A 24596-nucleotide genomic window follows, 5' to 3' on the forward strand; every position below is an offset into this window, starting at 1 on the left:
CGACATGGGACTCGAAGAAAAGCTGCCGAGCGGCTTCCTGCTGACCACCGTCGAGCAGGCCGCGGGCTGGGTGCGCAAGGCGTCCGTCTTCCCGGCCACCTTCGGCCTTGCCTGCTGCGCCTTCGAGATGATGACCACCGGCGCCGGCCGTTACGACCTGGCGCGCTTCGGCATGGAGGTCTTCCGGGGCTCACCGCGCCAGGCGGACCTGATGATCGTCGCCGGCCGGGTCAGCCAGAAGATGGCCCCGGTGCTCCGGCAGGTCTACGACCAGATGCCCAACCCGAAATGGGTGATCTCCATGGGCGTCTGCGCCTCCTCGGGCGGCATGTTCAACAACTACGCCATCGTCCAGGGCGTCGACCACATCGTCCCGGTCGACATCTACCTCCCGGGCTGCCCGCCCCGCCCCGAGATGCTGATGGACGCGATCCTCAAGCTCCACCAGAAGATCCAGTCCTCCAAGCTCGGCGTGAACGCCGAGGAAGCCGCCCGCGAGGCGGAGGAGGCGGCGCTCAAGGCCCTGCCCACGATCGAGATGAAGGGGCTGCTGCGGTGAGCGACGCGAACGGCAACGCAGGCGGCGTCAACGGGCCCGCGAACGGGGTGAACCCCGAGAAGGACCTCTCCGCCTCCAACCTCCCCGGCCAGCGCGGCCAGGGCGGCGAGGAGATCCGCGTCCAGCGCGGCATGTTCGGTGCCAACAACGGCGGTGACACCTCCGGCTACGGCGGACTGGTCCGCTCGGTCCGGCTCCCGGGACCTGCGAGCAGGCCCTACGGCGGCTGGTTCGACGAGGTCGCCGACGAACTCGAAGGCGCCCTGGAGGAACAGGGGCTCCTCCCGGAGAACGCCATCGAGAAGACGGTCGTCGACCGCGGCGAGATCACCTTCCACATCGAACGCGAGTACCTGGCCCGTGTCGCCCGCACCCTGCGCGACGACCCGGCCCTGCGCTTCGAGCTGTGCACCGGCGTCAGCGGCGTCCACTACCCGAACGACAAGGGCCGCGAGCTGCACGCCGTCTACCACCTGCGCTCGATCACCCATAACCGGCTGATCCGCCTCGAAGTCAGCGCCCCCGACAGCGACCCGCACATCCCGTCGCTGGTCCCCGTCTACCCGACGAACGACTGGCACGAGCGCGAGACCTACGACTTCTTCGGCATCGTCTTCGACGGTCACCCGGCCCTGACCCGGATCATCATGCCGGACGACTGGCAGGGCCACCCGCAGCGCAAGGACTACCCACTCGGCGGCATCCCCGTCGAGTACAAGGGCGCCCAGATCCCGGCTCCGGACCAGCGGAGGTCGTACTCGTGAGCACATCGCAGGCATCCCCGCGCGAGACCACCGAGGGCACCGTCTACACGGTCACCGGTGGCGACTGGGACGAGGTCGTCCAGTCCGCGGCCCGCGCCGACGACGAACGCATCGTGGTCAACATGGGTCCCCAGCACCCCTCCACCCACGGGGTGCTCCGCCTGATCCTGGAGATCGAGGGCGAGACCGTCACCGAAACCCGCTGCGGCATCGGCTACCTCCACACCGGCATCGAGAAGAACATCGAGTACCGCACGTGGACGCAGGGCAGCACCTTCGTCACGCGCATGGACTACCTGACCTCCTTCTTCAACGAGACCGCCTACTGTCTCGCCGTCGAAAGGCTCCTCGGCATCGAGGACCAGGTCACCGACCGCGCCACGATCATCCGGGTCCTTCTGATGGAGCTGAACCGGATGTCCTCCCATCTGGTCGCCATCGCCACCGGCGGCATGGAGCTGGGCGCCACCACGATCATGATCTACGGCTTCCGTGATCGTGAAATGATTCTCGACCTCTACGAACTGATCACGGGCCTGCGGATGAACCACGCGTACATCCGCCCCGGCGGCCTCGCCCAGGACCTGCCGCCCGGCGCGGTCGACCAGATCCGCGAGTTCGTCAAGAAGATGAGGAAGAACCTCCCGGAGTACGACAAGCTCGCCACCGGGAACCCCGTCTTCAAGGGCCGCATGCAGGACGTCGCCTACCTCGACCTGGCCGGCTGCATGGCCCTCGGCGCGACCGGCCCCATCCTGCGCTCCGCCGGCCTGCCCCATGACCTGCGCAAGACGCAGCCGTACTGCGGTTACGAGACCTACGACTTCGACGTCCCGACCGCCGACACCTGCGACGCCTACGGCCGCTTCCTGATCCGCCTGGAGGAGATGCGCCAGTCGCTCAGGATCATCGAGCAGTGTCTGGACCGGCTCCAGCCCGGACCGGTCATGGTCGCCGACAAGAAGATCGCCTGGCCCGCCCAGCTCGCCCTGGGACCGGACGGACTCGGCAATTCCCTCGACCACATCAAGAAGATCATGGGCACCTCCATGGAGGCCCTGATCCACCACTTCAAGCTGGTCACCGAGGGCTTCCGCGTCCCGGCGGGACAGGTGTACACGGCCGTCGAGTCACCCAAGGGCGAACTCGGGGTGCACGCCGTCTCCGACGGCGGCACCCGCCCCTACCGGGTCCACTTCCGCGACCCGTCCTTCGCCAACCTGCAGGCCATCGCGGCGATGTGTGAGGGCGGCCAGGTGGCCGACGTCATCGTCGTCATCGCGTCCATCGACCCCGTTTTGGGAGGCGTCGACCGGTGAACACCTCTTCTTCGGAGCGGGGCGTCAGCCTGGGCATGCCCGAGCTGCCCGCGCCCGCCTACCCGGACGACGTCCGGGCCCGGCTGGAGGCGGACGCGCGCGAGATCATCGCGCGCTACCCGGACTCCCGGTCCGCCCTGCTCCCGCTGCTCCACCTCGTGCAGTCGCAGGAGGGCCATGTCACGCGCACCGGAATGCGGTTCTGCGCGGACATGCTGGACCTGACCACGGCCGAGGTCACCGCCGTGGCCACCTTCTACACCATGTACCGGCGCAAGCCGTCCGGTGACTACCAGGTCGGCGTGTGCACCAACACGCTGTGCGCCGTGATGGGCGGAGACGCGATCTTCGAGACCCTCCAGGAGCACCTGGGCGTCGGCAACGGCGAGACCACCGACGACGGCAAGGTCACCCTGGAGCACATCGAGTGCAACGCGGCCTGCGACTACGCGCCGGTCGTGATGGTCAACTGGGAGTTCTTCGACAACCAGACGCCCGGCAGCGCCAAGCGCCTGGTCGACGATCTGCGCGCGGGGCGGCCCGTAGAGCCCACGCGCGGGGCGCGGCTGTGCACGTTCAAGGAGACCGCGCGGATGCTGGCCGGCTTCCCCGACGAGCGGCCCGGGGCCGTCGAGGAGGGCGGCAGTGCGGGACCGGCGTCGCTGGTGGGCCTTCGCCTGGCAAGGGGAGAGGCCGCACCCGCGCGCGTGGTCCATCCGCGCGGAGGTCCGCATGAGCAACCGCATGGGGAACCGCGTGACCGGGTGCACGAGCCGTCGCCGGCCGAGCACCTCAGTTCCCATGACGCGCCGCAGGAGACATCAGCCTCCGACCCTGCCCACCCGGCAGGGCCTACCGCCGAGGAGGGGGAGTGATGACCGTGGCAGCCGAACTCAAGGACACGAGCCCCGAGAAGCTGCTCGCACCCGTGCTGTCGGCCTTCTGGGACGAGGACCGGTCCTGGACTCTGGACGTCTACCGGAGGCACGAGGGGTACGAGGGGCTCCGCAAGGCGCTCGCCATGTCACCCGACGACGTGATCGCGTACGTCAAGGACTCGGGGCTGCGCGGCCGCGGCGGCGCGGGGTTCCCGACCGGAATGAAGTGGCAGTTCATTCCGCAGGGTGATGGAAAGCCGCACTATCTAGTTGTCAACGCCGACGAGTCGGAGCCCGGGACCTGCAAGGACATCCCGCTCCTCTTCGCGAACCCGCATAGCCTCATCGAGGGCATTGTGATCGCGTGTTATGCCATCAGGTCGTCGCATGCCTTCATCTATCTGCGTGGTGAAGTCGTTCCCGTTCTGCGGCGGTTGCACGAGGCCGTGCGCGAGGCCTACGCGGCGGGCTACCTCGGCGAGAACATCCTGGGCAGCGGGCTCGACCTCCAGCTCACCGTGCACGCGGGTGCCGGCGCGTACATCTGCGGTGAGGAGACCGCACTGCTCGACTCGCTCGAAGGCCGCCGTGGTCAACCGCGGCTCCGTCCCCCCTTCCCTGCTGTCGAAGGGCTCTATGCCTGCCCGACTGTTGTGAACAACGTCGAGTCGATCGCATCGGTTCCCGCCATCCTGCAAAACGGGAAAGATTGGTTCAGGTCGATGGGCAGCGAGAAGTCCCCGGGCTTCACGCTCTACTCGCTCAGCGGCCACGTCGCGAGCCCCGGCCAGTACGAGGCCCCGCTCGGCATCACCCTGCGCCAGCTCCTCGACATGAGCGGCGGCATGCGGCCCGGCCACCGCCTGAAGTTCTGGACGCCGGGCGGCTCCTCGACGCCGATGTTCACCGACGAGCACCTCGACGTCCCTCTCGATTACGAGGGAGTGGGCGCCGCCGGTTCCATGCTCGGCACCAAAGCCCTGCAGTGCTTCGACGAGACGACCTGCGTGGTGCGGGCGGTGACCCGCTGGACCGAGTTCTACGCCCACGAGTCCTGCGGCAAGTGCACCCCCTGCCGCGAAGGGACGTACTGGCTGGTGCAGTTGCTGCGGGACATGGAGGCCGGCAAGGGCACCATGTCCGACCTCGACAAGCTCGCCGACATCGCCGACAACATCAACGGCAAGTCCTTCTGCGCCCTCGGCGACGGCGCCGCGTCCCCGATCTTCTCCTCGCTGAAGTACTTCCGCGAGGAGTACGAGCAGCACATCACGGGCCGGGGCTGCCCCTTCGACCCGGCCAAGTCGACGGCCTGGGCGGACCGCCCGGAGGTGAACGCATGACCGTGACCACCAGTGCTCCCGCGGGTGGGGGAGAGGCGGCGGTCCCGCCGGAGGACCTCGTCACGCTGACGATCGACGGCATCGAGATCAGCGTGCCCAAGGGCACCCTGGTCATCCGGGCCGCCGAGCAGCTCGGCATCGAGGTCCCCCGGTTCTGCGACCACCCCCTGCTCGACCCCGTCGGCGCCTGCCGTCAGTGCATCGTCGAGGTCGAGGGCCAGCGCAAGCCCATGGCGTCCTGCACCATCACCTGCACCGACGGCATGGTGGTGAAGACCCAGCTCACGTCGCCGGTCGCCGAGAAGGCCCAGCACGGTGTGATGGAGCTGCTGCTCATCAACCACCCGCTGGACTGCCCGGTCTGCGACAAGGGCGGCGAGTGCCCGCTGCAGAACCAGGCCATGTCGCACGGCAACGCCGAGTCCCGCTTCGACGGCAAGAAGCGCACCTACGAAAAGCCCGTACCGATCTCCACGCAGGTGCTGCTCGACCGCGAGCGGTGCGTGCTGTGCGCCCGCTGCACCCGCTTCTCCAACCAGATCGCGGGCGACCCGATGATCGAGCTACTCGAACGCGGCGCGCTCCAGCAGGTCGGCACCGGCGAGGGCGACCCGTTCGAGTCGTACTTCTCCGGCAACACCATCCAGATCTGCCCGGTCGGCGCGCTCACCTCGGCGGCCTACCGCTTCCGTAGCCGCCCCTTCGACCTGGTCTCCTCGCCGTCGGTCTGCGAGCACTGCTCCGGCGGCTGCGCCACCCGCACCGACCACCGGCGCGGCAAGGTCATGCGGCGGCTCGCCGCCAACGACCCCGAGGTCAACGAGGAGTGGATCTGCGACAAGGGACGCTTCGCTTTCCGGTACGCGCAGCTCAAGGACCGCCTCGACACCCCGCTCGTCCGCAATGCCGATGGCGTCCTGGAGCCCGCCTCCTGGCCGGAGGCGCTGGACGCTGCCGCGCGCGGGCTCACCGCCGCCCGCTCCCGGGCCGGTGTTCTCATCGGCGGCCGGCTGACCGTCGAGGACGCCTACGCATACAGCAAGTTCGCGCGCGTGGCCCTCGACACCAACGACATCGACTTCCGCGCGCGCGTGCACAGCGGCGAGGAGGCCGACTTCCTTGCCTCCCGGGTCGCAGGCCGCGGCCGCGACCTCGACGGTACGGGCGTCACGTACACCTCCCTGGAGAAGGCGCCCGCGGTCCTGCTGGCCGGCTTCGAGTCGGAGGAGGAGGCACCCGGCGTCTTCCTGCGGCTGCGCAAGGCCTGGCGCAAGCGCAAGCAGAAGGTGTTCGCGCTGGCCACGCACGAGACCCGGGGCCTTCAGAAGGCGGGCGGCACCCTGCTGCCGGCCGCGCCGGGCACCGAGACCGAGTGGCTGGACGCCCTCGCGAGCGGCGTAGGCCTGGAGGAGGCCGGCGCAGACGCCGCCGAAGCCCTGCGCACCGAGGGCGCGGTCATCGTCGTCGGCGAGCGGCTCGCCTCGGTCGCCGGCGGCCTCGCCGCCGCCGTACGGGCCGCCACCGCGACCGGCGCCCAGCTGGTGTGGATCCCGCGCCGGGCCGGTGAGCGCGGCGCCGTCGAGGCGGGTGCACTGCCGTCGCTGCTGCCGGGCGGCCGCCCTGCGACCGACCCGCGCGCACGGGAGGAGGTCGCCGCCGTATGGGGGCTCGCCGAACTCCCGTTGCGTTACGGCCGCGACACCCACCACATCGTCGAGGCCGCCGCCACCGGCGAACTGTCGGCACTCGTGGTCGCCGGTGTCGAGGTCGCCGACCTGCCCGACCCGGCACGCGCGCGTGAAGCACTCGACAGCGTCGGCTTCCTGGTGTCGCTGGAACTGCGGCCCAGCGAGGTCACCGCGCACGCCGACGTCGTCCTGCCGGTCGCCGCCGTCGCCGAGAAGGCGGGCACCTTCCTCAACTGGGAAGGCAGGGTGCGTTTCTTCGACGCCGCCCTCAAACCCGACCAGATGACCCGCCGCCTCGCACCGACGGACGCGCGCGTGCTCCAGATGCTCGCCGACGCCATGGACGTCCACCTGGGCCTGCCGGATCTGCGCACCACGCGCGCGGAGATCGACCGGCTCGGCTCCTGGGACGGCCCGCGCGCCACCGAGCCCCAGGAGTCCGCGGGCGCGCTGCCGCGCCCGGCCGCCGGCGAGGCCGTGCTCGCCGGGCACCGGCTGCTGCTCGACCAGGGCGTCCTGCAAGAGGGCGACGAGGCGCTCGCTGGAACCCGGCACGCCGCACGCGCGCGCGTGTCGGCGGCGACGGCCGCCGAGGCAGGCGTCAAGGACGGTGACCCTCTCGCCGTCACCGGACCGTCCGGCACGGTCGAACTCCCGCTCCAGATCACCGAGATGCCCGACCGGGTGGTCTGGCTCCCGCTGAACTCCGCCGGCGCCGGCGTCGCCTCCGACACCGGGGCACAGCCCGGCTCCCTCGTCCGCATCGGCCCGGCGGCACTCGCCGAAGAGGCCCCCAAGGAGGTGGAGGCATGAGCCCGTACCTCGCCGCTGAAGACCTCTCGATGTTCGGCCGCGACCCCTGGTGGCTGGTCCTCATCAAGGCGGTGTTCTGCTTCGCCTTCCTGATGGTGACCGTGCTCATCTCCATCGTCATGGAGCGCAAGGTCATCGCCTGGATGCAGCTGCGCATCGGTCCCAACCGGCACGGCCCCTGGGGCATGCTCCAGTCGCTCGCCGACGGCGTGAAGCTGATGCTCAAGGAAGACATCATCGTCAAGCGCGCGGACACCGTGGTGTACATCCTCGCGCCGATCGTCGCGGCCATCCCGGCCTTCATGGCGATCGCGGTGATCCCCTTCGGGCCGGCCGACAACGAGATCTCGATCTTCGGCCACCGCACCACGATGCAGCTGACCGACCTGCCGATCGCGATGCTCTACGTCCTCGCGATCGCCTCCGTCGGCATCTACGGCATCGTCCTGGCGGGTTGGAGTTCCGGATCGACGTACCCGCTCCTCGGCGGCCTGCGCTCCTGTGCGCAGATGATCTCCTACGAGATCGCCATGGGCGCCGCGTTCGCCTCCGTGTTCCTGTACTCGGGGTCGATGTCGACGTCGACGATCGTCGCGCAGCAGCACGACCGCTGGTACATCCTGCTGCTGCCGGTCTCGTTCATCCTCTACATCGTCACGATGGTCGGCGAGACCAACCGCGCCCCCTTCGACATGCCGGAGTCCGAGGGCGACCTGGTCGGCGGCTTCAACACCGAGTACTCGTCCATCAAGTTCGCGATGTTCATGCTCGCCGAATACGTGAACATGGTGACGGTCTCGGCCGTGTCGACCACGCTCTTCCTGGGCGGCTGGCGAGCCCCCTGGCCGATCAGCACCGCCTGGGCGGGCGCCAACCACGGCTGGTGGCCGATGCTCTGGTTCGTGGCCAAGGTCGTGCTGCTGCTGTTCGTCTTCGTCTGGCTGCGCGGCACACTCCCGCGCGTCCGCTACGACCAGCTGATGAAGCTCGGCTGGAAGGTCCTCATCCCGGTCTCCGTGACCTGGCTGATGCTGGTGGCGACCGTACGGGCCCTGCGCAACGAGCACTACGACTTCGCCGACATCGCCCTCTACGTGGGCGGCGGGGTCCTCGCCCTGCTGCTGATCTCCTTCGTCGCCGACATGTTCCGCGAGAGGGCGAAGACGGCCGAGCAGACCGCGTCCCAGCAGCCCGGATTCGACCCGATGGCGGGCGGATTCCCCGTACCGCCGCTGCCTGGACAGGAGCTGCCGCCGGTGCCGAGGCGCCGCCCGCGCCGGGAACGGGAACTGATTGTCAGTGGTGGGTCGGACACTGTCAGTGACGGATCTTCGGATGGAAAGGAGGCGTCCGATGGCTGAGGAGCCCAAGGAGACCAAGCCCGGTTTCCTGAACCCCGTAGCCGGCTTCGGCGTGACCTTCAAGGCCATGTTCAAGAAGCGGCTGACCGAGCAGTACCCGGAGCAGAAGAAGACCACGGCTCCGCGGTTCCACGGACGGCACCAGCTCAACCGCCATCCGGACGGCCTGGAGAAGTGCGTCGGCTGCGAGCTGTGCGCCTGGGCCTGCCCCGCCGACGCCATCTACGTGGAAGGCGCCGACAACACCGACGAGGAGCGCTACTCGCCGGGCGAGCGGTACGGCCGCGTCTACCAGATCAACTACGCCCGCTGCATCCTGTGCGGACTGTGCATCGAGGCGTGCCCCACACGCGCGCTGACGATGACCAACGAGTTCGAACTGGCCGACTCCAGCCGCGCCAACCTGATCTACACCAAGGAACAGCTCCTCGCCGGCCTCGAAGAGGGCATGGTCGACACGCCTCACGCGATCTTCCCGGGGGCGGACGAGCAGGACTACTACCGCGGCCTGGTGACCCAGGCCGCGCCCGGCACGGTCCGCCAGGTCGCCGTCTCCAAGGGCGAGCAGCCGGAGGACCAGGAGGTGGAAGCATGAGCCCGCAGCTCGCGGCCTACGCCACCTCCACCGGTGAGGCCTTCCAGTTCTGGGTCCTCGGCACCGTCGCGGTGATCGGCGCCCTGTGCACCGTCTTCATGAAGAAGGCCGTGCACAGCGCGCTCTGCCTCGCCGGGACCATGATCGTCCTTGCGGTGTTCTACCTCGCCAACGGCGCCTACTTCCTGGGCATCGTGCAGATCGTCGTCTACACCGGCGCGATCATGATGCTGTTCCTGTTCGTGGTGATGCTCGTCGGCGTCACGGCCGCGGACTCCCTGAAGGAGACCATCAAGGGCCAGCGCTGGCTGGCCCTTCTGTGCGGGGTCGGTTTCGGCGTCCTGCTGCTCACGGGCCTCGGGAACGCCGCCCTGAAGGAGTTCGCCGGCACCGGCCGGGCGAACGCGAACGGCAATGTGCAGGGCCTCGCCTCCCTCATCTTCACCAAGTACGTCTTCGCCTTCGAAATCACCGGCGCCCTGCTGATCACGGCCGCCGTCGGCGCCATGGTGCTCACCCACCGCGAACGCACCGAGCGTGCCAAGACCCAGCGCGAGCTGTCCGAGCAGCGCGTCCGCGAGGGCACGCACGTACCGCCGCTGCCCGCCCCCGGTGTCTACGCCCGGCACAACGCGGTGGACATCGCGGGCCTGCTCCCCGACAGCACCCCGTCCGAGCTGACCGTCAACAAGACGTTGCGTGAGCGCGGCCAGATCCGCGACGTGTCCGCGGCGGCGCTCAACGACCTGCGGGCGCTGGAGCAGCGCGCGAAGGAACGCCTGGAGCGCACGGCGGTCGAACCGTCGACGTTCAAGCGGCCCGAGGAGGCGTCGAAGTGAACCCGGTCAACTACCTCTACCTCGCGGCCCTGTTGTTCACGATCGGCGCGACCGGCGTACTCATCCGGCGCAACGCCATCGTGGTCTTCATGTGCATCGAGCTGATGCTGAACGCCTGCAACCTCGCGTTCGTCACCTTCTCCCGGATGCACGACAACCTCGACGGCCAGATCATCGCCTTCTTCACGATGGTCGTCGCCGCCGCGGAGGTCGTGGTGGGCCTCGCGATCATCGTGTCGCTGTTCCGTACCCGCCACTCGGCCTCGGTCGACGACGCCAGCCTGATGAAGCTGTAAGGGGTCGGAAGAATCGTGGAGAACCTGATCGCGCTGCTCATCGCGGCGCCCCTGCTCGGAGCGGCCGTCCTCCTGGTCGGCGGCCGGCGCCTGGACCGCGTCGGCCACTGGATCGGCACGCTGCTCTCGTTCGTCTCCTTCGTCATCGGTCTCGTCCTCTTCGCCGATCTGCTGGGCAAGGGCGCGGACCACCGGACGCTGATGCAACACCTGTTCAGCTGGGTCCCGGTGGCCGGCTTCCAAGCGGACGTCACCTTCCGCCTGGACCAGCTGTCGATGACGTTCGTCCTGCTCATCACCGGCGTCGGCTCGCTGATCCACCTGTACTCGGTCGGGTACATGGAGCAGGACGAGCGTCGCCGCCGCTTCTTCGGCTACCTGAACCTGTTCCTCGCGGCAATGCTGCTGCTCGTCCTCGCCGACAACTACCTCCTGCTGTACGTCGGCTGGGAGGGCGTCGGCCTCGCCTCGTACCTGCTGATCGGCTTCTGGCAGCACAAGCCCAGTGCCGCGACGGCCGCGAAGAAGGCATTCCTGGTCAACCGCGTCGGCGACATGGGTCTGTCGATCGCGGTCATGCTGATGTTCGCCACCTTCGGCAGCTTCGCCTTCGGCCCCGTCCTCGGCCACACCGGTGACACCTCCGAGGGCAAGCTCACCGCGATCGGCCTGATGCTGCTCCTCGCCGCCTGCGGCAAGTCGGCCCAGGTGCCACTGCAGTCCTGGCTCGGGGACGCCATGGAGGGCCCGACCCCGGTCTCGGCCCTGATCCACGCGGCGACGATGGTGACCGCGGGCGTGTATCTCATCGTCCGCTCCGGAGCCATCTTCAACGCGGCGCCCGACGCCCAGTTGGCCGTCACGGTGGTCGGCGCGGTGACGCTCCTCTTCGGTGCGATCGTCGGTTGCGCGAAGGACGACATCAAGAAGGCGCTGGCCGGCTCGACCATGTCGCAGATCGGCTACATGGTCCTGGCCGCGGGCCTCGGCCCCATCGGCTATGTCTTCGCGATCATGCACCTGGTGACGCACGGCTTCTTCAAGGCCGGGCTCTTCCTCGGTGCCGGCTCCGTCATGCACGGCATGAACGACGAGGTCGACATGCGCAAGTACGGCGGCCTCAGGAAGTACATGCCGGTCACCTTCGTCACCTTCGGCCTCGGCTACCTCGCCATCATCGGCTTCCCGGGCCTGTCCGGCTTCTTCTCCAAGGATAAGATCATCGAGGCGGCCTTCGCCAAGGGCGGCACCGAGGGCTGGATCCTCGGCGGCGCGGCCCTGCTGGGCGCGGCCATCACCGCCTTCTACATGACGCGCGTGATGCTGATGACGTTCTTCGGAGAGGAGCGTTGGAAGAACCAACCCACTCGCTCCCCGGAGGCACCGAGCGCGGAACCCGCAGCGGAGCACCACGGCGAGCACGCCGAGCCCCACCCGCACGAGTCCCCGCGGGTCATGACGATCCCGATGATCGTGCTGGCCGTCGGCTCGGTCTTCGGCGGTGGCTTCTTCAGCATCGGCGACCGCTTCCTGCACTGGCTCGAGCCGGTCACCGGGCACAGCGAGGGCAACTCTCCCGTCGGCGCCTGGACGGTCACCGGCGCGACCATGGTCTGCCTGGCCATCGGCGTCGGCATCGCCTGGGCCCAGTACGGCCGCAAACCCGTTCCCGTCGTCGCCCCGCGTGGCTCGCTGCTCACCCGCGCGGCCCGCCGCGACCTGCTCCAGGACGACTTCAACCACGTGGTCCTGGTGCGCGGCGGCGAGCATCTGACGCGCTCCCTGGTGTACGTCGACCACACCCTGGTCGACGGCGTCGTCAACGGCACGGCGGCCGGCTTCGGCGGCCTGTCCGGACGGCTCCGCCGGCTCCAGAACGGCTTCGCCCGCTCCTACGCGGTCTCGATGTTCGGCGGTGCGGCACTCCTGGTCGCCGCGACCCTGCTGATGAGGGCGGTCTGATACCGATGTCCTTTCCTCTGCTGACAGCGACGGCGGCGCTCCCGGCCGTAGGGGCCGTCGCCACGGCCGCCGTACCGGCCGCGCAGCGCACCGCCGCGAAGTGGCTGGCGCTGCTCGTCTCGCTCGCCACGCTCGCCCTGGCGATCACCGTCCTGGTCCGCTTCGACCCGGACGGCGCCCGCTACCAGCTCACCGAGTCGCACGCCTGGATCAAGAACTTCGGGGTGCGGTACGAGCTGGGCGTCGACGGCATCGGGGTGGCACTGGTCGCCCTGACCGCCGTACTGATCCCGTTCATCATCCTCGCCGGCTGGCACGACGCCGACCCGCTGGAGACGGGCAGCCGCCGCTGGCGGCCCACCCAGGGCTTCTTCGCGCTGATCCTGACCGTCGAGGCGATGGTGCTCATCTCCTTCGAGGCCACCGACGTCTTCGTCTTCTACATCTTCTTCGAAGCCATGCTCATCCCGATGTACTTCCTCATCGGCGGCTTCGGAGACCGCGCCCACGCGCAGGGCGAGAAAGCGGCATCGACACAGCGGTCGTACGCGGCGGTGAAGTTCCTGCTCTACAACCTGGTCGGTGGCCTGATCATGCTGGCCGCGGTGATCGGCGTCTACGTAGTGGCCGGAAACTTCAGCCTCCAGGAGATCGTGCAGGCCCGCGCGAACGGCTCGCTGCACATGGCGACGAGCACCGAACGCTGGCTGTTCCTGGGCTTCTTCTTCGCCTTCGCGGTGAAGGCCCCGCTGTGGCCGCTGCACACCTGGCTGCCCAACGCCATGCAGGAGGCCACCGCCCCGGTCGCCGTCCTCATCACCGCGGTGGTCGACAAGGTGGGCACCTTCGCAATGCTCCGCTTCTGCCTCCAGCTGTTCCCGGAGGCCAGCAAGTGGGCGACGCCCGCCATTCTCGTACTGGCGCTCATCAGCATCGTCTACGGCGCACTGCTCGCCGTCGGCCAGCGGGACATCAAGCGCCTGGTCGCCTACGCGTCGATCTCGCACTTCGGCTTCATCATCATGGGCATCTTCGCGATGACCAGCCAGGGCCAGTCCGGAGCGACGCTCTACATGGTCAACCACGGCATCTCCACGGCCGCGCTGATGCTGGTCGCCGGCTTCCTGATCTCCCGGCGCGGCTCGCGGCTCATCGCGGACTACGGCGGTGTGCAGAAGGTCGCCCCGGTGCTCGCCGGCACCTTCCTGATCGGCGGTCTCGCCACCCTCTCGCTGCCGGGCCTCGCCCCGTTCGTGAGCGAGTTCCTGGTCCTGGTCGGCACGTTCACGCGCTATCCGGTGATCGGTGTCATCGCCACCTTCGGCATCGTCCTCGCCGCGCTCTACACCCTCGTCCTGTACCAGCGGACGATGACGGGCCCGGTGAAGCCCGAGGTCTCCGCGATGCCCGACCTCCGCGCGCGTGAACTCGTGGTCGTCGCCCCGCTGATCGTGCTGCTGATCTTCCTGGGTGTCTACCCGAAGCCCGTCACGGACATCGTCAACCCGGCGGTCAAGCAGACCATGTCCGACGTACACAAGTCAGACCCCAAGCCCTCGGTGGAGGCGGCCAAGTGAGCACAACAGCCGTCCACAGCCTGTGGACAACCGCGGCCGACCCGATCTCGAAGATCCCGGCACCGAAGATCGAATACGGACAATTGTCGCCGACGCTGATCGTCGTCGGTGCGGCGCTGGTCGGGGTGCTCATCGAGGCGTTCCTCCCGCGCAAGACCCGCTACTACGCGCAGGTGTTCGTGTCCGTCGTAGCGCTGTGCGCCGCGTTCGCCGCGGTGGTCGCGCTGGCGGCCGACGGCTACGGCACCACCAAGGCGCACATCGCGGCCATGGGGGCGATCGCGGTCGACGGCCCCTCCCTCTTCCTGCAAGGCACGATCCTGCTGGCCGGTCTCGTCGGCCTGTTCACCTTCGCCGAGCGGCGCCTGGACCCGGCAGCACACGGCAACCGCGTCGACTCCTTCGCCGCGCAAGCCGCCTCCGTACCGGGCAGCGACAGCGAGAAAGCCGCAGTGAAGGCCGGATTCACCACCACCGAGGCCTTCCCGCTGCTCCTCTTCGCGATCGCGGGCATGCTCGTGTTCCCCTCGGCCAACGACCTGCTGACGCTGTTCGTGGCCCTTGAGGTCTTCTCCCTGCCGCTGTACCTGCTGTGCGCGCTGGCCCGCCGTAAGCGGCTGATGTCTCAGGAAGCCGCGGTCAAGTACTTCCTGCTCGGCGCGTTCGCCTCGGCGTTCACCCTGTTCGGCATCGCCCTGCTGTACGGCTACGCGGGCTCGGTGTCGTACGCGCGCATCGCCCAGGTCGTCGACGGCACGGTCTCCAACGTCGACCCGGCGCTCGCCAACACCATGGGCAACGACGCGCTCCTGCTGCTCGGCAGCGCCCTGATCGTGATGGGCCTGCTGTTCAAGGTGGGTGCGGTGCCGTTCCACATGTGGACACCGGACGTCTACCAGGGCGCACCGACGCCCGTGACCGGTTTCATGGCGGCGGCGACGAAGGTGGCCGCGTTCGGCGCGCTGCTCCGTCTGCTGTACGTCGTCCTACCCGGGATGCGCTGGGACTGGCGGCCGGTCATGTGGGCGGTGGCGATCATCACCATGCTGGGCGGTGCGATCGTCGCGATCACGCAGACCGACATCAAGCGGCTGCTGGCGTACTCGTCCATCGCGCACGCCGGATTCATCCTCGCGGGTGTCATCGCCACCTCGAAGGACGGCGTCTCGTCGGTCCTCTTCTACCTGGCCGGCTACTCCTTCGTGACGATCGGTGCCTTCGCGGTGGTCACGCTGGTGCGCGACGCGGGCGGCGAGGCGACGCACCTGTCGAAGTGGGCGGGTCTCGGCCGTCGCTCCCCGCTGGTGGCCGCGGTCTTCGCCGTATTCCTCCTGGCCTTCGCCGGTATCCCGCTGACCTCCGGTTTCGCGGGGAAGTTCGCCGTGTTCAAGGCGGCGGCGGACGGCGGCGCGGCCCCGCTGGTCGTGGTCGGTGTGATCTCCTCGGCGATCGCCGCGTTCTTCTACATCCGCGTGATCGTGCTGATGTTCTTCAGCGAGCCGAAGCCGGAGGGCCCGACGGTGGCCGTGCCGTCCCCACTCACCATGACGGCCATCGCCATCGGCGTCGCGGTGACCCTGGTGCTCGGTGTGGCACCGCAGTACTTCCTGGACCTGGCGAGCCAGGCGGGGGTGTTCGTGCGCTGACGCACGCCTCGCACATGCCGCTGCCCGGCACTCTCCTCCGTGAGGGCGCCGGGCAGCGGTGTTTCCGGGATCACTGATTCCTGTCGCGGCGCGCCTTGATCTGTGTCAGGTCGAGGTCCACCGGGAACGGCACGTCCAGCTTCATACGCTCGCGGAAAATGCCGGTGCTGGTGTAGGTGCCGGTCGTCGGCTCCAGCTCGAAGACGTGCACGGCGGCCCGGCCCTTCTCGTTCTCGACCCGCCAGTAGTGGGGAATCCTCGCGCGGGCGTACTTCAGGGGTTTGGTCTCGCGGTCGCGGGAGACCGAGTCTTCCGAGACGACCTCGATGGCCAGGACGACGGACTCCGCCGGGAAGCGGGTCTGGTACGGGTCCTCCACCACGTCCGCCTGCACGACGACCACGTCCGGCTCGGGCCGGTTCTGGCGGTCGATGTCGACAGTGAACTCGCGGATGACCTCGAATTCCACTGGCGCCAGCGACTGGAGCTGCCATTCGAAGAAGCTCACAGCGCGGGCGTGAAACAGAGTCTGCGGACTCACGAAGACCAGGCTCCCGTCGATCAATTCCGTGTGCGGAGGAAGATTCGGAAGCCGGTCCAGGTCGTCGGCGGTCCAGCCGCCCTCCGGCGGCATCGGCCAGCTGGACGCGGACGCCTTCGGTGCGACGCTCATCAGTGCTCCCATGGGACGGAGTCTCGCCGGTCCTCTCAGACTATCGGCGGGAAACGGGCAGGTCTCCAGCGAACGTGTGAACGACCATCGTGTCCTTGACGTGGGATACCTCGAGAGCCTGTGGATAAGTCCGTGGCTGTCGGTCCGTGCCCCTATCGTGGATGCAGCGGTCGAGAGACGACACACGGGGGACCGACGGGGGACAGGACGATGGGCGCGACGGGCGGGATCAGCGAGATGCCACAGGTGACCGAGGGGCCGGGCGCGGCCGACAGCGAGACGCTGGCCACGCTGCACCGGGTCTTCGGGTACGAGGCCTTCCGGGGCGAGCAGGAAGCGATCGTCGAGCATGTGGTGGCGGGCGGCGATGCTCTCGTCCTCATGCCGACCGGCGGTGGCAAGTCGCTGTGCTACCAGATCCCGGCCCTGGTCAGAGCCGGTACGGGCGTGGTGATCTCACCGCTGATCGCCCTGATGCAGGACCAGGTGGACGCCCTGCGCGCTCTCGGCGTGCGGGCCGGCTTCATCAATTCCACGCAGGACTTCGACGAGCGGCGCGTGGTCGAGGCCGAGTTCCTGGCCGGCGAGCTGGACCTGCTGTATCTGGCACCCGAGCGGCTGCGCCTGGACACCACGCTCGACCTGCTCTCGCGCGGCAAGATCTCCGTCTTCGCGATCGACGAGGCGCACTGCGTGTCCCAGTGGGGCCACGACTTCCGCCCCGACTACCTCGCTCTGTCCCTCCTCGGCGAGCGCTGGCCGGACGTCCCGCGGATCGCGCTCACCGCCACGGCCACCCATGCCACCCACCAGGAGATCACCCAGCGGCTGAACCTGCCGACGGCCCGCCACTTCGTCGCCAGCTTCGACCGGCCCAACATCCAGTACCGGATCGTGCCCAAGGCCGACCCCAGAAAGCAGCTGCTCGCCTTCCTCAACCAGGAGCACGCGGGCGACGCCGGCATCGTGTACTGCCTGTCGCGCAACTCGGTGGAGCGTACGGCGGAGTTCCTGACCGCCAACGGCATCGACGCGGTGCCGTACCACGCGGGCCTGGACGCGGGCACGCGCGCCGCCCACCAGTCCCGCTTCCTGCGCGAGGACGGCCTGATCGTGGTGGCGACCATCGCCTTCGGCATGGGTATCGACAAGCCGGACGTACGGTTCGTCGCCCACCTGGACCTGCCCAAGTCGATCGAGGGCTACTACCAGGAGACCGGCCGCGCGGGCCGCGACGGACTGCCGTCCACGGCGTGGATGGCCTACGGCCTGAACGACGTCATACAGCAGCGCAAGCTGATCCAGTCCGGCGAGGGCGACGAGGCGTTCCGCCGCCGGGCCACCGCCCACCTCGACGCCATGCTCGCCCTGTGCGAGACGGCCCAGTGCCGCCGTGGCCAGCTGCTCGCCTACTTCGGCCAGGAACCCGATGCGGCCGGCTGCGGCAACTGCGACACCTGCCTCACCCCGCCGGAGACCTGGGACGGCACGATCGCCGCGCAGAAGGTGCTGTCGACGGTGGTACGGCTGCAGCGGGAGCGCGGACAGAAGTTCGGCGCCGTACAGATCGTCGACATCCTGCTCGGCAAGCGCACCGGCAAGGTCATCCAGTTCGACCACGACCAGCTGTCCGTCTTCGGTATCGGCCAGGACCTCACCGAGGCCGAGTGGCGGGGCGTCGTCCGGCAGCTGCTGGCCCAGGGACTGCTCGCGGTCGAGGGGGAGTACGGCACGCTGGTGCTCACCGAGGCGAGCGGCTCGGTACTGCGGCGGGAGCGGGAGGTCCCGCTGCGCAAGGAGCCGAAGAAGCCGGCCGCCTCCCGGTCGCGGTCGGGCGGTGCCTCCGGTGGCGACCGCAAGGCCAAGACCGCCGCGGCAGAGCTGCCCGACGAACTCCTGCCCGCTTTCGAGGCGCTGCGCGCCTGGCGTGCCGAGCAGGCCCGCGAGCAGGGCGTTCCGGCGTACGTCATCTTCCACGACGCCACCCTCCGGGAGATCGTCAGCCGTCGGCCCGCTTCGGTGCATGAGCTGGGCACCGTGAGCGGCGTCGGCGAGAAGAAGCTGGTGACTTACGGGGAGGGCGTGCTCGCCGTGCTGGCGTCCCTGGACGGGCCGGCCCCGGCCGCAGGCGACACGCAGGATGCCGACTGGCCGGAGCCGCAGGAGGAGCCCGAGCCGGACAACTGGATATAAGCCCACTGCCTGCCCGCCCGCCTGCCAGACGGAGCGGCTGTCACAGCCCCCGCGCCGCGTAGGCCCTGACGTCCGCGTCCGAATCGGCCGTGGCCGTGGCGAGGGCCGCGCGCGCCTCCGCCGTGGTCCGGTGCCGGGTCAGGGCCAGCACCGCCGCCTTGCGCACGTCTGCGTTCGGGTCTGCCAGAGCCTTGGCAAGGGCGGGGACGGCCGTGTCGGAGGACGCGGCCGACAGCGCGGTGGCGGCGCCGGAGCGCACCTGCCAGGCCGGATCGGACAGTGCGGCCACGGCGCGGGCCGCGAGCGGGGCCCGGCAGCCGGTGCCGGCCAGCGCGGCGAGTGCGGCGCCGCGCACCAGCGGATCGGTGTCCTTGGTGAGCCGGTCCAGCGCGGCGGCCAGCAGCTCGCGGTCACCCGCGGTCAGGGGCGCCGCGCCGACGGAGGCCAGGGCCTTGGCCACGGTGACCCGGACCTCCCGGGACGGATCGTCCGCGGCACCCGTCAGCGGCCGGACCGCGTCGACGGAGACCAGCGCCCGTACTGCCTCGGTGCGGACGGCGATGTCGGGATCGTCCAGCGCCGCAGCGAACACCCGGGTGTCGCCGAGCCGCAGGGCGCGCAGCACATCGAGGGCGGCGGCCCGGACCACGGGGTCGGCGGCGGTGAGGGCGCCGGTGAGGGCGGTGCCCAGGGCGGGTTCGGGCGGCAGCGTCTCGACGAGCTCGCGCAGTGAGGCCGCGGCGGTCGCGCGGACCTCGGCGTCGGGATCGGCGAGGGCACCGGCCAGGGCCTGCCCGGTGCCGGGCGGCACGGTCTCGGTGAGGACCGAGACGGCCGTGCGGCGGACGGCAGGGTCCGGGTCGGCCAAATAGGGCTCGATCAGGGGGAGTTCTGGTTCGGCCTCGGCAAGCTCCAGCAGTTCCAGGAGCCGGGGCGAGGCGGTGCCCGCCACGCCGGCCCGGTCGGCGGAGGTGGTGGCACGCGTGGCCTTCGGTCCTGCGGCGACCGGCGCCACCTCGCGCGGCCCGGCCGTGGCCACGTGCTCGGGACGGACCTCGCCCAACCGGCGGGAGGGACCGCCGACCGGCGTGAACTCCTCGACCGGGACCAGATACGGAGCTACGGGACGGGCCGTGAACTCCATCGCACCAGAGGGGGACTTGTGCAGATCGAGATGGTGGAACCAGGAGACGTCGTCGCGGCCGGGGTGGTCGAGACGGTCGTGGTAGAGGCCCCAGCGGGACTCGGTGCGGGCGAGCGAGGCACGGGCGGCCATCTCGGCGCAGTCCCGGATGAAGGTGACCTCGGCGCAGCGCATCAGCTCGTGCGGGGTGCGGGCGCCCATGGCGGCGATGTCGGCGCGCATCCGCTCGAAGGCCTCCAGGGCGAGGGAGAGCCGCGCACCGGACTTCGGCGGTGCCACGTAGTCGTTCACGAAACGGCGCAGCTTGTATTCGACCTGGGGCTGCGGCGGGCCGTCCGGGTTGCGCAGCGGGCGGTAGATCAGCTCGTGGGCCTCGCGCACCTGGCCCGCCGGAAGCTCCCCGTCGTATGCCGTGTACTGGGCGGCGTCCGCGCCCGCGAGGTCCCCGAAGACGAACGCGCCGATCATGTAGTTGTGCGGGACGCAGGCCAGGTCCCCGGCGGCGTACAGCCGGGGGACGGTCGTACGGCCATGGTCGTCGACGCGGACGCCGGAGGCGGAGTGACCGCCGCACAGGCCGATCTCGGAGATGTGCATCTCGACGTCGTGGGTGCGGTAGTCGTGCCCGCGCCCGGCGTGGAAGGTGCCGCGCGTGGGCCGCTCGGTGGAGTGCAGGATCGACTCCAGGGCGGAGACCGACTCCTCGGGGAGATGGCTGAGCTTGAGGTAGACCGGACCGCGGTCGCTGGCGACCTCGGCGGCGAACTCCGCCATCATCTGTCCCGACCAGTAGTCGGAGTCGACGAAGCGCTCGCCGTGCCGGTTGACCTGGTAGCCGCCGAAGGGGTTGGCGACGTAGGCGCAGGCGGGGCCGTTGTAGTCCTTGATCAGCGGGTTGATCTGGAAGCACTCGATACCGGTCAGTTCGGCGCCGGCGTGGTAGGCCATGGCGTAACCGTCACCGGCGTTGGTGGGGTTCTCGTAGGTGCCGTAGAGGTAGCCGGAGGCGGGCAGGCCGAGCCGGCCGCAGGCGCCGGTGGCGAGGATGACCGCGCCCGCGCGGACGGTGACGAAGGCGCCGGTGCGGGTGTGGAAGCCGGTGGCGCCCACGGCCCGCCCCCCGGCGGTCAGGACCCGGACCGGCATCACCCGGTTCTCGATCCGGATCCGCTCCCGCATCTCGCGCCGCCGCAACTGCCGGTAGAGGACCTTTTTGACGTCCTTGCCCTCTGGCATCGGCAGTACGTACGAGCCGGAGCGGTGGACCTGGCGGACCGCGTACTCTCCGTGCTCGTCCTTCTCGAACTTGACCCCGTACGACTCCAGCCGCTGGACCATCGCGAACCCGCGGGTGGCGGTCTGGCGGACGGTGGACTGGTCGACGATGCCGTCGTTGGCGCGGGTGATCTCGGCGACGTAGTCGTCGGGTTCGGCGCGACCCGGGATGACCGCGTTGTTGACGCCGTCCATGCCCATGGCGAGCGCGCCGGAGTGCCGGACGTGGGCCTTCTCCAGCAGCAGGACACTCGCACCGCGCTCGGCGGCGGTCAGGGCGGCCATGGTGCCGGCGGTGCCGCCGCCGATGACGAGGACGTCGCAGGTCAGCTCCTCGGCGTCGGTGACGGCGGGAATCTCCGGGGAAGTGGACGCGGGGGTGGTCACCGGGGTGCCTTTCAGGAGCCGAGCGAGGTGAGGATGTCGCGGCGCAGGGCCACGCGGGCCGGGTCGTCGAGGGCCCCGCGGTCACGGGGCCCGGGTACGTCGCGTACGGCGACCACCCGTCCGGAGCCGAGCAGGGCCACGCGGTCGCCGAGGAAGAGGGCCTCGTCCACGTCGTGCGTGACGAAGACGACGGTCGCGCCCGTACCGCGCAACACCTCCACCAGCAGGTCCTGCATGCCGGAGCGGGTCTGTGCGTCGAGGGCGCCGAAAGGCTCGTCCATCAGGACCGCGCGCGGGCTGTCGGCGAGGGCGCGGGCCAACTGGGCGCGCTGGCGCTGCCCGCCGGACACCCGGTGCGGCAACTGCCCTGCCTGCGCACTGAGGCCGACGCGAGCGAGCCAGGACTCGGCCCGTGCGCGGCGTTCGGAGCGCGGTACGCCGCTGATGGCGAGCGGCAGTTCGACGTTCCCGCGCAAGGTGCGCCAGGGCAGCAGCGCGTCCTCCTGGAAGACCAGCGCGCGGTCGGCCGAGGGCCCCGTGAGCGGCACGCCGTCCACCTCGGCCGCGCCGCCCAGCGGAGCCAGCAGCCCGGCGAGGGTCCGCAACAGCGTGGACTTGCCGCAGCCGGACGGGCCGACGACGGTGAGGATCTCGCCGGGGGAGACGTCCAGGTCGACGTCGTACAGTACGGGCGCGTCCGGGCGGCCGAGCACGGCGGCCCGGAAAGTGAGCCGGGTGCCGCGTACGGCCCCCGATGCCGGCGCGACGGGAGCGGTGACGGTCTCAGACGAGGTGCTCATCGCGGGCCTCCTCGGTGTCCTTCTGGCCCTGCTGCTCGGGCTGGGCTTGATGCTCGGAATCGCCGTCGGCACGCACGGGGGCGGCGACAGGCCGGGGCACGCGGGTGCGGCCGCCGGGGACGTACGAGGTGCGGGGCAGCCAGCGGGTCAGGCGCCGGCCGAGGAGTTCCACGGCCGTGGAGGTGACCCAGCCGAGAACGCCGATCGTGACCATGCCGACGAAGACGCCCGGGTAGTTCACCACCGTGTAGTCCTGCCAGGTGCGGTAGCCGACCCCGTACTGGCCGGAGATCATCTCGGCGGAGATCACGCAGATCCACGACACGCCGATGCCGACCGACAGCCCGCCGAAGATGCCGGGCAGCGCGCCCGGCAGCACGACCGAACCGAGGATCCGCAGCCGGCGGCCGCCCATGGTGCGCACCGCTTCCTCCCAGACGGGGGTCAGCGCGCGGACCGCGTGCCGGGTGGAGACCAGCACCGGGAAGAAGGCGGCGGTGCAGGTGATGAACACGATGCCCTGCTCGTTGGAAGGGAAGAGGAGGATCGCGACCGGGACCAGGGCGATGGCCGGGATCGGGCGGATCACTTCCAGGACCGGGCCGAGCAGATCTTCGGCGAGGCGCGAGCGGGCGACGAGCACGCCCGTGGCCACCCCCAGGACGGCCGCCAGGGCGAAGCCGGTCAGGATGCGGGTGAGGCTGTCGGTGAGGTCGGTCCAGTAGTCGCCGCCGGAGAGCCGGCCCGCGAAGGCGCGGGCCACGTCGGTGACCGTCGGGAACTGCGAGAAGCGCAGCCACAGATCGACGTTCAGGCTGGTCAGCAACTGCCACAGGCCGAGGAAAGCGGCCAGGGAGGCCGTCCGCAGCGCATACCGGGCGAGGGGCCGCCGGGTCATGAGGCCCGCTCCAGAGCCTCGCGGTACGACACTGTGCGGGCACCGCGGTGGGCGGTGACGTAGGCCTGCGCGGTCGACGGGGTGACGAAGGGCAGCAGCTGGTCGCCGTCGGCCACCCAAACCGCCTTGTCGGCGAACCAGAGGGTGCCCGTGGTGGCGTCGGGTACGTAGGCGGCGCGGATGCCGTTTTGGTGCCCGGACACGTAGGCCAGCAGCTCCTTCGCGGACTTGAAGGAGACGGTCTTCTCGCTGCCCTTGGGCCACACTTCGCCCGCGGCCGGTGCGGGCGCGGCGGTGATCCTCTTGTCGTAGGAGGCGCCGAGGGCCTTCTTGACGTACTGGTCGTCGACGAAGGAGTCCACGTCGATGTCGCCGGTCAGCTTGGCGGCCTTCAGCACGGAGACGTCCTGCTTCAGCGCGGACACGAGCTGCGGCTTGACGGCTGGGTCGAAGGTGGCGATGCCGTGGGCACCGTTGTAGAGGTAGACGACCTCGGCGGGAAGGCCGGTGGCCTCGGCGACCTTCTCGGCCGCGGCGACGGGCTGGGTGTTGAGGTAGTCCGTCGCCTCCGCCTGGGCCTTGAGGAAGGCCTCGAGGACGGCCGGGTGCTGCTCGGCGAAGTCCTCGCGGGCGGTGACGCCGTGGAAGGTGGGCAGGTTCAGCTGTGCGCCGTCGTACAGGGCCTTCGCCTTGCCCTGATAGGTGAGCAGGCCCGGCCAGGCAACGAACTGCGACAGGGCGTCCACGCTGCCGGAGGAGAGTGCCGAGGCGCCCACGGCAGGCTGCTGGTTGAGTTTGGCGATGCCCTTGTCGGGGTCGATGCCGGCGCGTTGCAGGGCCCGTACGAGAGTGCCGTCGGCGGCGGAGCCGATGCTCGTGGAGACCTTTTTGCCCTTCAGGTCCTTCAGGGAGGTCAGCTTCGAATCGGGTGTGGTGACGACGGTGTTGAGGCCGCCGTGCAGGTTGTAGCCGGTCACTGAGACCAGGTGGGTAGGGCGGCCGAGCTGCTTGCCGCGGGCGGCGTTCAGCAGCAGCGGGAAGTCGCCCATCGAGCCGATATCGATCTTGCCGGCGGTCATCTGGGCGGTGATCGGGGCTCCGGTCGCGTAGTCCTGCCAGTCGACCTTGTAGGTGTGGCCGTCGTGCAGGGAGTTGAGCTGCTTCTCGAAGGAGCCGAGGGAGCGCAGGAGTGTGCCCGCGGTGACGGTGTTGATGGTCTTGGACTGGTAGCCGACGGTCACGGTGACCGTGGAGCCGCTGCCCGCCTCGGCGCTGCCGCCGCAGGCGGACAGGGGCAGGAGGAGGGCGGCGGCGGATGCGGCAACTGCCGTTCGTTTCATGGTGGTTGTGCCTTTCACCGGAGCAGGTAGGGCATGTTGACCGTGACGGCTCCGGTGGGGCAGCGGGCCGCGCACGGGCCGCAGTACCAGCACTCGTCGACGTGCATGTACGCCTTGCCGTTGGTCTCGTCGATGGCGAGGGAGTCCAGCGGGCACATGTCCACGCAGAGGGTGCAGCCGTCGATGCACTTCGACTCGTCGATGGTCACGGGCACGTCGGCCCGCTGGGGCGCCAAGGGCATGGCT

General features: G+C 69.8%; 20 protein-coding genes. 14 read left to right on the forward strand and 6 right to left on the reverse strand.

The window, feature by feature from the left end; genetic code table 11:
* The first annotated feature begins 4 nt into the window (after positions 1-4).
* The 13 genes from ACWC0C_RS23945 to nuoN are packed head-to-tail and all read left to right on the forward strand — an operon-like array spanning position 5 to position 15640.
* Complete coding sequence (locus ACWC0C_RS23945) at positions 5-559, forward strand: NuoB/complex I 20 kDa subunit family protein (RefSeq protein ID WP_069779306.1); 555 nt, start codon at positions 5-7, stop codon at positions 557-559.
* Positions 556-1323 (forward strand): NADH-quinone oxidoreductase subunit C, encoded by a 768-nt coding sequence (locus tag ACWC0C_RS23950; protein WP_449196378.1) that lies wholly within the window; start codon positions 556-558, stop codon positions 1321-1323. The genes ACWC0C_RS23945 and ACWC0C_RS23950 overlap by 4 nt, the downstream gene beginning before the upstream one ends.
* Entirely contained in the window at positions 1320-2642 is a 1323-nt protein-coding gene (locus ACWC0C_RS23955) for an NADH-quinone oxidoreductase subunit D (RefSeq protein WP_449196377.1), read from the forward strand. The genes ACWC0C_RS23950 and ACWC0C_RS23955 overlap by 4 nt, the downstream gene beginning before the upstream one ends.
* Entirely contained in the window at positions 2639-3517 is an 879-nt protein-coding gene (gene nuoE, locus ACWC0C_RS23960) for an NADH-quinone oxidoreductase subunit NuoE (protein WP_450865751.1), read from the forward strand. Before ACWC0C_RS23955 ends, nuoE begins: the two co-directional genes overlap by 4 nt.
* The gene (gene nuoF, locus ACWC0C_RS23965; RefSeq protein WP_450865753.1) at positions 3514-4863 is read left to right on the forward strand and encodes an NADH-quinone oxidoreductase subunit NuoF; all 1350 of its coding nucleotides are present in this window, start codon (positions 3514-3516) and stop codon (positions 4861-4863) included. Before nuoE ends, nuoF begins: the two co-directional genes overlap by 4 nt.
* Positions 4860-7364, forward strand: coding sequence for an NADH-quinone oxidoreductase subunit G (locus ACWC0C_RS23970; protein WP_450865755.1), 2505 nt, complete (start codon positions 4860-4862; stop codon positions 7362-7364). The genes nuoF and ACWC0C_RS23970 overlap by 4 nt, the downstream gene beginning before the upstream one ends.
* Positions 7361-8725: an NADH-quinone oxidoreductase subunit NuoH gene (gene nuoH / locus ACWC0C_RS23975; protein WP_450865757.1), complete on the forward strand. Its 1365-nt coding sequence runs from the start codon at positions 7361-7363 to the stop codon at positions 8723-8725. Before ACWC0C_RS23970 ends, nuoH begins: the two co-directional genes overlap by 4 nt.
* Positions 8718-9320, forward strand: a complete 603-nt coding sequence (gene nuoI / locus ACWC0C_RS23980) for an NADH-quinone oxidoreductase subunit NuoI (RefSeq protein ID WP_449196372.1) — start codon at positions 8718-8720, stop codon at positions 9318-9320. Before nuoH ends, nuoI begins: the two co-directional genes overlap by 8 nt.
* Entirely contained in the window at positions 9317-10159 is an 843-nt protein-coding gene (locus ACWC0C_RS23985) for an NADH-quinone oxidoreductase subunit J (protein WP_449196371.1), read from the forward strand. The genes nuoI and ACWC0C_RS23985 overlap by 4 nt, the downstream gene beginning before the upstream one ends.
* Entirely contained in the window at positions 10156-10455 is a 300-nt protein-coding gene (nuoK, locus tag ACWC0C_RS23990) for an NADH-quinone oxidoreductase subunit NuoK (protein ID WP_069779297.1), read from the forward strand. Before ACWC0C_RS23985 ends, nuoK begins: the two co-directional genes overlap by 4 nt.
* A 15-nt stretch (positions 10456-10470) precedes the next feature.
* The gene (gene nuoL, locus ACWC0C_RS23995) at positions 10471-12417 is read left to right on the forward strand and encodes an NADH-quinone oxidoreductase subunit L (protein WP_450865760.1); all 1947 of its coding nucleotides are present in this window, start codon (positions 10471-10473) and stop codon (positions 12415-12417) included.
* A gap of 5 nt (positions 12418-12422) precedes the next feature.
* Entirely contained in the window at positions 12423-13994 is a 1572-nt protein-coding gene (locus ACWC0C_RS24000) for an NADH-quinone oxidoreductase subunit M (RefSeq protein WP_450865762.1), read from the forward strand.
* Positions 13991-15640 (forward strand): NADH-quinone oxidoreductase subunit NuoN, encoded by a 1650-nt coding sequence (nuoN, locus tag ACWC0C_RS24005; protein ID WP_450865764.1) that lies wholly within the window; start codon positions 13991-13993, stop codon positions 15638-15640. The genes ACWC0C_RS24000 and nuoN overlap by 4 nt, the downstream gene beginning before the upstream one ends.
* Before the next feature lie 70 nt (positions 15641-15710).
* Here nuoN and ACWC0C_RS24010 read toward each other — a convergent pair whose 3' ends face one another.
* Positions 15711-16313, reverse strand: coding sequence for a Uma2 family endonuclease (locus ACWC0C_RS24010; protein WP_449196367.1), 603 nt, complete (start codon positions 16311-16313; stop codon positions 15711-15713).
* Between the two features lie 210 nt (positions 16314-16523).
* On the opposite strand from ACWC0C_RS24010, the gene recQ reads away from it, so the two are divergent.
* Positions 16524-18506: a DNA helicase RecQ gene (recQ, locus tag ACWC0C_RS24015; RefSeq protein WP_450865766.1), complete on the forward strand. Its 1983-nt coding sequence runs from the start codon at positions 16524-16526 to the stop codon at positions 18504-18506.
* Positions 18507-18546: 40 nt separating this feature from the next.
* Here the strand turns inward: recQ and ACWC0C_RS24020 are convergent, their stop codons facing one another.
* Genes ACWC0C_RS24020 through ACWC0C_RS24040 form a run of 5 tightly spaced genes read right to left on the reverse strand, consistent with a single transcriptional unit; the run spans position 18547 to position 24592 of the window.
* Positions 18547-21312, reverse strand: a complete 2766-nt coding sequence (locus ACWC0C_RS24020; protein WP_450865768.1) for a fumarate reductase/succinate dehydrogenase flavoprotein subunit — start codon at positions 21310-21312, stop codon at positions 18547-18549.
* A gap of 11 nt (positions 21313-21323) precedes the next feature.
* Complete coding sequence (locus tag ACWC0C_RS24025; protein ID WP_450865770.1) at positions 21324-22112, reverse strand: ABC transporter ATP-binding protein; 789 nt, start codon at positions 22110-22112, stop codon at positions 21324-21326.
* Complete coding sequence (locus tag ACWC0C_RS24030; protein WP_450865772.1) at positions 22096-23010, reverse strand: ABC transporter permease; 915 nt, start codon at positions 23008-23010, stop codon at positions 22096-22098. Before ACWC0C_RS24030 ends, ACWC0C_RS24025 begins: the two co-directional genes overlap by 17 nt.
* On the reverse strand, positions 23007-24350 hold the full coding sequence (locus tag ACWC0C_RS24035; RefSeq protein ID WP_450865773.1) for an ABC transporter substrate-binding protein: 1344 nt from the start codon (positions 24348-24350) through the stop codon (positions 23007-23009). Before ACWC0C_RS24035 ends, ACWC0C_RS24030 begins: the two co-directional genes overlap by 4 nt.
* Before the next feature lie 14 nt (positions 24351-24364).
* Positions 24365-24592, reverse strand: coding sequence for a 4Fe-4S dicluster domain-containing protein (locus ACWC0C_RS24040; protein ID WP_031166915.1), 228 nt, complete (start codon positions 24590-24592; stop codon positions 24365-24367).
* Positions 24593-24596: the final 4 nt, after the last annotated feature.

Source organism: Streptomyces sp. NPDC001709 (assembly GCF_053596375.1).